We start from the raw sequence: 8892 nt of genomic DNA, 5'->3' as shown, positions 1-8892 counted from the left end.
GCATAAATGAATGCACCGGCCTTTTCTACTTTCGGGTCTCATTATCTTAAAAACGTTTCGCGATCAGCTGCGGTGATCGGGCGTATCACCCGGCACGGCACACCTGCTGCAACCACATCGGCTGGAATGGACTTCGTGACCACGCTGCCCGCGCCAATCACGCTGTTCCGGCCAATGGTCACACCCGGATTCACCATCACGCCAGTGCCCAGCCAGACGTTATCTTCGATGATGATGGGCAGGGAGAATTGCTGTCCGGTGATGCGGATTTCAGGGTCGATAGGATGACCTGCCGTGGCGAGGGTCACATTTGGCGCGATCATCACGTTATCGCCAATCGTCACCGTGGCGTCATCCACCACCGTGAGATTGAAGTTGGCGTAAAAGTGATTGCCGATATGAATATGCGAGCCATACGCGACATGCAAGGGCGGCTCTATCCAGCAGGATTTGCCCAGACTGCCCATAATGCTTTTGAGCAAATCCAGGCGCTTTGCCTCTTCGGACGGTCGCGTGAGGTTAAAATCATACACGCGCTCTTTTCCGGCGCGACGTTCCTCCGGCAATCCTTCGCCCATGTCTGTATACAGCTCGCCCATATTCATCTTTTCGCGCGTTGACATATCCTGTTCCCTCATCAGAAATTTACGGGGTAAAACCGCAGTCTACTGACCGGAAAAAGAAATGTGAACGCGCGACAATTTCATTGAGTCAACTATGCGACACGGGTCTCGCGTCGCGGGCTGACGGGCGGGTCTTCTTCCTCCATATCCGGCGGGATTTCCAGTTTTTCATGTCCGGAAGCCACACCCCAGTAATAGCAAACCAGCGTCGCGATAACCACCAGCACCATATCCAGCGGGCTTGAAATGGTGCCGGTGCCACCGTAAGTCCCGAAATAAGAGAGAATGAAAATGGCGACGTAATACGCCAGCAACCACCATGCGCTCCGGACATCACGTTTGAAATGCTGATCTTTCTTACCAAACAACACATACGCCACCCAGGCAATCACCAGTATCGGGATCAGCAGCTCATTCACTGACCAGCCGCTCCAGTAAATCAGCAGGGTACTGGCGACAAATGCCAGCGGGCTGAGCAGGGCGAAAACCGGCAGTCGGAACGGACGCGGCAAATCGGGCAACCGTGAGCGCATAACACCGGCATTGACCGGGCCGGGCATATAGGTAAACACGGTGGCGGAAGTGACGGCACCAATCAGCCCGCCCCAGACCTGAAACTCAGACGGCAACGTCCACGCAATCGCCAGTATCAGCGACAGCCAGAGGGCGCCGCGTGGTACGCCAGATTTCGGATCGACCTTGGCGAAAATCGAAAACAGATGACCATTCTTTGCCCAGGCAAACAGCACGCGGGAAGCCCCGGCGAGATAGATATTTCCGGTACCTGCCGGTGAAATCACTGCATCAATCAGGATCAGGTTGATCAGCCATGTTATGCCCAGGCTGCGGGCCAGATCGGCATACGGCGACTGGAAGATAGTTTTCAGCCCCACCCAGCCGTGTGCGCTGAGAATGTCGGTTGGTACCGCACCCATAAAGGCGAACTGCAACAGAATGTAGATAACAAAACTGATGCCGATAGCCAGCATGATGGCGATCGGGATATTGCGCTGCGGGTTTTTCGCCTCACTGGCGAAATCCACCGCCTGGCGGAATCCGAGATACGCAAACACAATTCCTGCGCCGGTCAGGGAGGAGAATATACCGTGGATCCCCCCCGGTGCGGTACCTGGCACGCTCAGGTTGCCGCCGTGGAAATAGCCAAATAAGGTGACGATCACCATCAGCGGCACAATGAATTTGAACGTCGTGATGATGGTGTTGATGCGCCCGAAGAAACTGACGCTCCAGTAGTTAAGCAGGAAGAAACACACCAGGAGAACGATTTGCATCACAAAGCCGAGGCGGGTCGGGCTGCCGTCGGACTGACCTAACGCGGGCCACCAGTACATGGCATATTGCCGCACAGCTTCCACCTCCACGCCCGCCGTGCTGGTATACGCCAGTAAGGAACTTACACCGATCACAAAACCAACCACATTCCCATGGGTGTAATTCGGATAGCGTACAAAACCACCCGCCCGCGGAATAGCCGCTGAAAGCTCGGCGAATACCAGCCCGATCAACAGCACCATCACGGCGCCCAGCAACCAGGCCCAGCCGGTTAAACCACCCGCATAGCCGGAACTGGTGAGTGCCGCATAGAGCCATCCTGAACCGATCATGGATCCGACACCAAGCAAGGTCAGATCCACCAGGCCTAATTTTTTTTTCAAAGTCCCCTGAGTCATAGGATCCTCTTTAGGGTTGAAGAGTTGGGTAGACGGCAGAAATCTTCACTGCCAAAAAAGGGAATTAGCACCCGCGCCGGGATTGCGCGGTCAGAGGGTATTGAGCATGAACCATGCCAGTAATGTGATTTTCGCCACACAGCACCGTGGCGGGCGTAAATACACAGTGCTTATGGTTTGCATGCTATCTGATGGCGCAAAAAGATCGCGCAGAGGTCACGCGGTGCACCTGCGTGGGGCAGGAAAAACATCAGGGTTATGCGGATATTTTCCACAATCTCAGCAGAAAAGCCCGGTGTAACTGAATGTTACAAGCACAGAACGCTAAACGCCTTGTGACCTCGTCCCGGTTTTTAGCGTCTATACTTACTGCCATATTCCGTTTTGAATGGCATAAATCAGGAGGATCCCTTATGTCTGCCCAGATTGAAAAACTCTCCGCACATCCTTTATTTAAGACCGGCTATTTTGCTGGCGGTAAATGGCTTGAGGCCAAAGACACCTTCGATGTGCTGGATCCGGCAACCGGCGAGGTGGTCGCCAAAGTGGCAAAGGCCGGAAAGGCGGAAACGGAAGCTGCAGTGAAGGCGGCCAGCGACGCTTTTCCACAATGGCGTAAAACCACAGCGAAAGCGCGTTCTGAAATCTTGCATCGCTGGTATGAACTGATGCTGGAAAATAAACAATTCCTGGGTGAACTGATGGTTGCCGAGCAGGGCAAGCCGCTGAAAGAGGCATTGGGTGAAGTCGATTACGCTGCAAGCTATCTGCAATGGTTCAGCGAAGAGGCCAAACGTGCCAACGGCGAAATCATTCCTCCGGCCAAATCCGGCTCACGCATCCTGGCGACACGCGAACCCGTCGGCGTGGTGGCGGCAATCACGCCATGGAATTTCCCGCTGGCGATGCTGACCCGCAAACTGGGACCGGCGCTGGCGGCAGGTTGTACCGGTCTCATCAAACCGGCCAGTAACACTCCGCTGTCTGCATTTGCTTTGTTGCAACTGGCACAGGATGCGGGCGTACCGGACGGTGTAATCAACGGCGTGGCCGGTGACACCGGTGCTATCAGTGAAGTGATTATGACCAGCGACGCGGTACGTAAAGTCTCCTTTACCGGCTCGACGGAAATCGGCAAAACATTAGTACGCAACAGCGCCGACACCATGAAGAAAGTGTCAATGGAACTGGGCGGTAATGCCCCCTATATCGTGTTTGACGATGCCGACATTGAGGCGGCCGTGCAGGGCGCGATCACCTGTAAATTCCGCAATTCCGGTCAGGTCTGTGTATGTATCAACCGCATTTACGTGCAGGACGGGGTGTACGAGGCATTTACCTCACGGCTGGTGGAAGAAGTGCGCAAACTGAAAGTCGGCAACGGCATGGACGAAGGTGTGATTGTCGGGCCACTGATCAATATCAAGGGGCTGGAGAAAGTCGAAGAACACGTCAGGGACGCGCTGGAGAAAGGCGCACGCCTGATGGAGGGCGGTCAGCGGCACAAACTCGGTGGTAACTTCTTCCAGCCGACAGTGATTATTGATGTTACCGATGACATGAAAGTGGCGCATGAAGAAACCTTCGGCCCGCTGGCGGCCTGTTTCCGTTTCAAAACGGAAGAAGAAGTGATTAAGCGCGCCAACGATACGCCTTTCGGGCTGGCGGCGTATTTCTACAGCCAGAATCTGCAACGTATTTTCCGTGTCGCGGATGCCATAGAAAGCGGGATGATCGGCATTAACGAATGCGCGATTTCCAACGAAGCCGCGCCTTTTGGTGGCGTAAAAGAATCCGGCCTGGGACGTGAAGGTTCGGTGCTGGGACTGGAAGAATATTTGCAGGTGAAAACGCTGCATTTAGGGAACCTTTAAGTCAGCTTTCCAGAAGCTGTTTTTTAAGAAACAATAAACAGGAACATATTCATTCGGCTTAATACAAAGGACGTCAATGAAGGCATTTAACGGGCTGCGTTCGCGCACTCTGGTGATGGCAGCCGCCGTGGTTTTTGCGCTGTGCGGTATCGCGGGGCAGGTTGTCGCTAAAGCGACATATAATCAGGGCACAATAGTCCCGGGTACCGATGAGCAAACAGTGATCGGCTATTTGCGCCAGAATCATCAATTGCCTGAAAATTACATCACCAAGAAAAAGGCACGCGAAGCGGGCTGGGATGCCCGTGCCGGGAATTTATGTGAGATATTACCCGGTAAAGCGATTGGCGGTGACCGGTTCTCAAACCGGGAAGGGCGTTTGCCTTCGGCGTATAAAAGGGTGTGGCATGAAGCGGATATTAACTATCGCTGCGGGCGTCGCGGGGCAGACCGGGTGTTGTTTGCCAGCGACGGGCTGATTTATGTCAGTAAAGACCATTATCAGAACTTCGTTCGGGTGGAGTAATGTCGATGAATAAAATGAGCTTCGATTTTAATCACATCCCGGATTTACCCGCATTCTACCGTGAGTTCGTCCGTCAGCTTGAACTGACCGACAGCTTTGGTGCGAATCTGGATGCACTCTGGGATGAGGTGACGGGCGGAATAACACTGCCGGTTGAGATAGATTTCATTAATCTGAATGCCAGCCGTAAACGTCGTTTCGGCGCATTGATTCTGTTGTTTGAAGAAGCGGAAGAAGAACTGGAAGGCGAGCTGCGGCTGAACTTACTGGAGAAACCGGTCGCAAAGGCCAAAGGCTGAAAAGAAAAAACCCGCCATTTTCGGTTAAGTAAAAAGGCGGGCTTTTGTTTTTTTATTCCTGACCTTCAGCCAGTTCGCGCAGATACTGGAAAATCTGGCGGTAAGATTTCGGCGGCTTGTTTGCGGCTTTTTCTTTCTGCGCGTTACGGATCAGCGCACGCAGTTGCTGGCGGTCGGCTTCCGGATACAATTCCAAAACCGGCGGGATCGCATCATCACCTTCTTCGACCAGACGATCTCGCAGCATTTCCAGTTTATGGAACAGTGAAACCTGCTGGTTATGGCGGTTTTTCAGCTTATCCAGCGCCGTCTGGATCGGTTCAACATCACGTGAACGCAGCATTTTACCGATCAGTTGTAACTGGCGGCGACGGCCTTCTTTCTTGATCTTCTGCGCTAAGTCGATGGCTGCACGCAGATCGTCGTCCAGCGGCAGTTTGTCCAGCGAGTTTTTACCCAGCTCAACCATTTCCGCACCGAGATCTTTCAGCGCCTCGGCGTCACGTTTGATTTCACTTTTACTGACCCAGATGATTTCATCATCATCGTCGTTCTCGTTGGTTTCGGGAACGTCATCGTGCCAGTCGTCAATTTTCTTTGTCATGGGCGCTTCCTCTTAACGAGGTAATCCTGTCAGTTTGATTGTGCTTTATTGCTTCGGCGGCATTATGCAGGGTTATGCCGCATACATCCATGTTCTGTTGCAACTTTGGGCATAACAACGCCGGTGTGAATGCGAAATTATGGCGAGTCTCTGTTAGACTCAAAGATATTAGTTTCTGAATACCCGTGTAGAACAACCTCTTAATCTCATAAGCGATGGCATGCCGATGAATGTAGTCAATCAAGTTGCGCAGCAGCGTAAAACCCTGGAACAGGCCGTATCTCAGGCGCTGGAACTGGCGAAAGCGGGTTCAGATGCCGCCGAAGTTGCGGTCAGCAAAACCACCGGTATCGGCGTCAGCACCCGTTTTGGCGAGGTCGAAAATGTTGAATTCAACAGCGACGGCGCACTGGGGATTACCGTTTATTATCAGAACCGTAAAGGCAGCGCGTCTTCTACTGATTTAAGCCCGGATGCCATTTCCCGCACCGTGCAGGCAGCGCTGGATATTGCCCGTTATACTTCGCCGGATCCGTTCGCGGGTGTGGCGGATAAAGAGATGCTGGCATTTGATGCGCCGGATTTGGATTTATTCCACCCGGAAGAGTTGGATCCGGATCGCTGTATCGAGCTGGCCGCCCGTGCTGAACAGGCGGCTTTGCAGGCTGATAAGCGCATCACCAATACCGAAGGCGGCAGTTTCAACAGCCATTACGGTATCCGTGTTTTCGGCAACAGCCACGGCATGTTGCAGAGCTATTGCTCAACGCGTCATTCCATTTCCGCCTCAGTGATTGCTGAACACGAAGGTGACATGGAGCGCGACTATGCGTATTCCATCGCCCGCAAAATGAGTGATCTGAAAGACCCTGAGTGGGTCGGCACCGAGTGCGCCCGCCGCACCTTGTCACGTCTGGCTCCGCGCAAATTACCGACCATGCAGGCACCGGTATTGTTCGCTTCCGAAGTGGCGACGGGTCTGTTCGGGCATCTGGTGGGCGCGATCAGCGGCGGCAGCATTTACCGTAAATCGTCTTTCCTGCTCGACAGCCTCGGCAAGCAAATTCTGCCGGACTGGCTGACCATTGAAGAACATCCGCACCTGTTGCAGGGACTGGCTTCCACGCCCTTCGACAGCGAAGGTGTGCGCACCGAGCGTCGTGATATCGTCAAAGACGGCGTGCTGCAAAACTGGCTGATGACCTGTTATTCCGCCCGTAAACTCGGCCTGCAAACCACCGGTCACGCGGGCGGCATCCACAACTGGCGCATTGCCGGTCAGGGTGATGATTTCGCAGGAATGCTACGTAAACTCGACAAAGGCCTGGTCGTCACAGAACTGATGGGGCAGGGCGTCAGCGGCGTCACCGGCGATTACTCCCGTGGCGCGGCCGGTTTCTGGGTCGAGAATGGCGAAATTCAGTATCCGGTAAGCGAAATCACTATTGCCGGTAATCTGAAAGATATGTGGCGCAACATGGTCGCGATTGGTAGCGATATCGAGACTCGCAGCAATATCCAGTGTGGTTCCGTGCTGTTACCCGCAATGAAAATCGCTGGCGAATAACCCTTCCTGAAGCAGCGGTCGCCCGATCGCTGCTTTAATTCTTTACAAAAAATTCATGCCGTTTTTCTCTCTCTCAGCTTATTTTTATAAAGCCTTACAAGTAATGTCGTTTTATCTAACAAATAAATAACAACAGAGAGAAAATCATGCGTAAACAACTGATGGCGTTAGCGGTGATAGCCCTGCTCGGAAGCAGCACGGCAGCACTGGCAGCAGATTTAGAAACGGACATGGACACCATTGCTGATAACTACGGCAAGGTTTTGAAAACCAACGATCAGGCCGAGCTGACCACGGGTCTGGCAAACATGAAAGCGGCTGCCGAAGACGCGAAAAAAGCGACGCCACCAAAACTGAAAGGTAAAGCCCCTGACAGCCCTGAAATACAGGATTATCACAAAGGGCTGGATACGCTGATCGGGCAGATTGATAAGGCGTCAGAACTGGCGAAAGCCGGAAAGATTGATGAAGCGAAGAAGGAAGCGGAAGGGTTTAAAGCCACAAGGAATGAGAACCACAAGAAGTTTAAGTAAGCAGATGGCCGGTGTCTGAGCGGCATTCTCAATGCTGAGGGCGGTGAAAGTTTCGGTTTTTTAATCGCGGTGATCGCTCGGTCTTTCGCGCCGAAACCGACCAAAGAGGGCTAAGACGAGCCCTCTTTGGAATCTCCACGTCTTAAACTGCGCGCTTCGCTCGCTGGCTATGTTTCAGATTTCCAGCCTGTCTCCGCGTTACCTGAAACATAGCCGCCAGCGACAGCGCGCAGTAAAAAAGCGGAGGGAGATCCAAGAGGGAGTAAGCACTTCTCCCTCTTGGGCGGTTTCGGCGCTGCGCGTTAAGCGATCACCGCAGGTGAGAAACCGAAATGTTCTCGGTCTTTAGTAAAGCAGTGCAGCGGCTTCTGCATATGAGAAACCGAAATGTTCTCGGTCTTTAGTAAAGCAGTGCAGCGGCTTCTGCATATGAGAAACCGAAATTTTCTCATTCTTAAGTAAAGCCGCCATTGCAGCGGCTTCTGCAAAAGAAAACCCTTAACGTCTCAGCTCTCCCGCTGCCTCCGGCTGAAACAACAACTCCAGCACGGTAATGTCACTCTCAGCACCATTGGGCATTTCCCACGTAATGCTTTCGCCCACGCGCAGCCCCAGCAGCGCAGCACCGAGCGGAGCCATCACCGATAATTGCTCGTTGCTGTCCTGCAATGCTGCCGGATACACCAGCGTGCGGATGTGTTCTTCGCCGTCTTTACCTTCTGTAAAGCGTACCTTGCTGTTCATCGTGACCACATCGGCCGGAATTTGCTCAGGCGGCAAAATCTCTGCGCGATCTAACTCTTCGTTCAGTGCATCGGCCACCGGGCTGTTGGCAAAGGCCGGTTGTGCCAGCAGTGTATCCAGGCGTTCTGCGTCAAGTTCGTTGATGATCAGTGTCGGTTTACTCATAACATTCTCCGTGGTTCCTTTTGCATCACCCGCCTCATGCGGGTGGGGTGCCGGTCGGCAAAAAACAACACCCCCGCGGGTAAGCGCGGGGGTGTCGGTAATTTGCATGTGTTCTTTGATACTAGGCATTCTCAGGCGGAAATGAAAGCATTGTGTGGGAATTAATCCGTATTGCGAAAATTCCGATTACCAGCGAAATACGCTGCTACATGCCGCAATATTCAGTGATATGGCGACTTAACTTTTCGTTTTGCGAATGAGATCTG

9 protein-coding genes are annotated in these 8892 nt (G+C 53.1%); 5 read left to right on the top strand and 4 right to left on the bottom strand.

The window, feature by feature from the left end:
* Window positions 1-41: 41 nt before the first annotated feature.
* Both J1785_RS24605 and J1785_RS24600 read right to left on the bottom strand, forming a co-directional pair.
* Window positions 42-623, bottom strand: a complete 582-nt coding sequence (locus J1785_RS24605) for a DapH/DapD/GlmU-related protein (protein ID WP_129954750.1) — start codon at window positions 621-623, stop codon at window positions 42-44.
* A 92-nt stretch (window positions 624-715) separates the two neighbouring features.
* Window positions 716-2314: an APC family permease gene (locus J1785_RS24600; protein WP_129954749.1), complete on the bottom strand. Its 1599-nt coding sequence runs from the start codon at window positions 2312-2314 to the stop codon at window positions 716-718.
* A gap of 413 nt (window positions 2315-2727) precedes the next feature.
* Between J1785_RS24600 and J1785_RS24595 the strand changes: the two genes are divergently transcribed.
* The 3 genes from J1785_RS24595 (at window position 2728) to J1785_RS24585 (ending at window position 5013) form a co-directional block, all read left to right on the top strand.
* On the top strand, window positions 2728-4188 hold the full coding sequence (locus J1785_RS24595; RefSeq protein ID WP_129954748.1) for an NAD-dependent succinate-semialdehyde dehydrogenase: 1461 nt from the start codon (window positions 2728-2730) through the stop codon (window positions 4186-4188).
* 76 nt (window positions 4189-4264) lie between these two features.
* A complete protein-coding gene (locus J1785_RS24590; protein ID WP_217220945.1) occupies window positions 4265-4714 on the top strand; it encodes a ribonuclease domain-containing protein in 450 nt (149 codons plus the stop codon).
* Between the two features lie 5 nt (window positions 4715-4719).
* A complete protein-coding gene (locus J1785_RS24585) occupies window positions 4720-5013 on the top strand; it encodes a barstar family protein (protein WP_129954857.1) in 294 nt (97 codons plus the stop codon).
* A 52-nt stretch (window positions 5014-5065) separates the two neighbouring features.
* Here the strand turns inward: J1785_RS24585 and yjgA are convergent, their stop codons facing one another.
* Window positions 5066-5617: a ribosome biogenesis factor YjgA gene (gene yjgA / locus J1785_RS24580; protein ID WP_129954746.1), complete on the bottom strand. Its 552-nt coding sequence runs from the start codon at window positions 5615-5617 to the stop codon at window positions 5066-5068.
* A gap of 226 nt (window positions 5618-5843) precedes the next feature.
* Here yjgA and pmbA point away from each other — a divergent pair, with 226 nt between their 5' ends.
* Window positions 5844-7184 (top strand): metalloprotease PmbA, encoded by a 1341-nt coding sequence (gene pmbA / locus J1785_RS24575; protein ID WP_217138162.1) that lies wholly within the window; start codon window positions 5844-5846, stop codon window positions 7182-7184.
* A gap of 146 nt (window positions 7185-7330) precedes the next feature.
* Window positions 7331-7717, top strand: coding sequence for a cytochrome b562 (gene cybC, locus J1785_RS24570; protein WP_129954744.1), 387 nt, complete (start codon window positions 7331-7333; stop codon window positions 7715-7717).
* Window positions 7718-8215: 498 nt separating this feature from the next.
* Here cybC and rnk read toward each other — a convergent pair whose 3' ends face one another.
* Window positions 8216-8626, bottom strand: coding sequence for a nucleoside diphosphate kinase regulator (gene rnk, locus J1785_RS24565; RefSeq protein ID WP_015698907.1), 411 nt, complete (start codon window positions 8624-8626; stop codon window positions 8216-8218).
* Between the last annotated feature and the right edge of the window lie 266 nt (window positions 8627-8892).

Source organism: Rahnella perminowiae (genome assembly GCF_019049755.1).
GTDB classification, from domain to species: domain Bacteria; phylum Pseudomonadota; class Gammaproteobacteria; order Enterobacterales; family Enterobacteriaceae; genus Rahnella; species Rahnella perminowiae.
This window is presented reverse-complemented; position numbering and strand designations above follow the sequence as displayed.

What these genes read in the sequence shown, in the direction of transcription:
- J1785_RS24605 (WP_129954750.1), bottom strand. Translation starts at nt 623, where the DNA reads ATGTCAACGCGCGAAAAGATGAATATGGGCGAGCTGTATACAGACATG.
- J1785_RS24600 (WP_129954749.1), bottom strand. Translation starts at nt 2,314, where the DNA reads ATGACTCAGGGGACTTTGAAAAAAAAATTAGGCCTGGTGGATCTGACC.
- J1785_RS24595 (WP_129954748.1), top strand. Translation starts at nt 2,728, where the DNA reads ATGTCTGCCCAGATTGAAAAACTCTCCGCACATCCTTTATTTAAGACC.
- J1785_RS24590 (WP_217220945.1), top strand. Translation starts at nt 4,265, where the DNA reads ATGAAGGCATTTAACGGGCTGCGTTCGCGCACTCTGGTGATGGCAGCC.
- J1785_RS24585 (WP_129954857.1), top strand. Translation starts at nt 4,720, where the DNA reads ATGAATAAAATGAGCTTCGATTTTAATCACATCCCGGATTTACCCGCA.
- yjgA (WP_129954746.1), bottom strand. Translation starts at nt 5,617, where the DNA reads ATGACAAAGAAAATTGACGACTGGCACGATGACGTTCCCGAAACCAAC.
- pmbA (WP_217138162.1), top strand. Translation starts at nt 5,844, where the DNA reads ATGAATGTAGTCAATCAAGTTGCGCAGCAGCGTAAAACCCTGGAACAG.
- cybC (WP_129954744.1), top strand. Translation starts at nt 7,331, where the DNA reads ATGCGTAAACAACTGATGGCGTTAGCGGTGATAGCCCTGCTCGGAAGC.
- rnk (WP_015698907.1), bottom strand. Translation starts at nt 8,626, where the DNA reads ATGAGTAAACCGACACTGATCATCAACGAACTTGACGCAGAACGCCTG.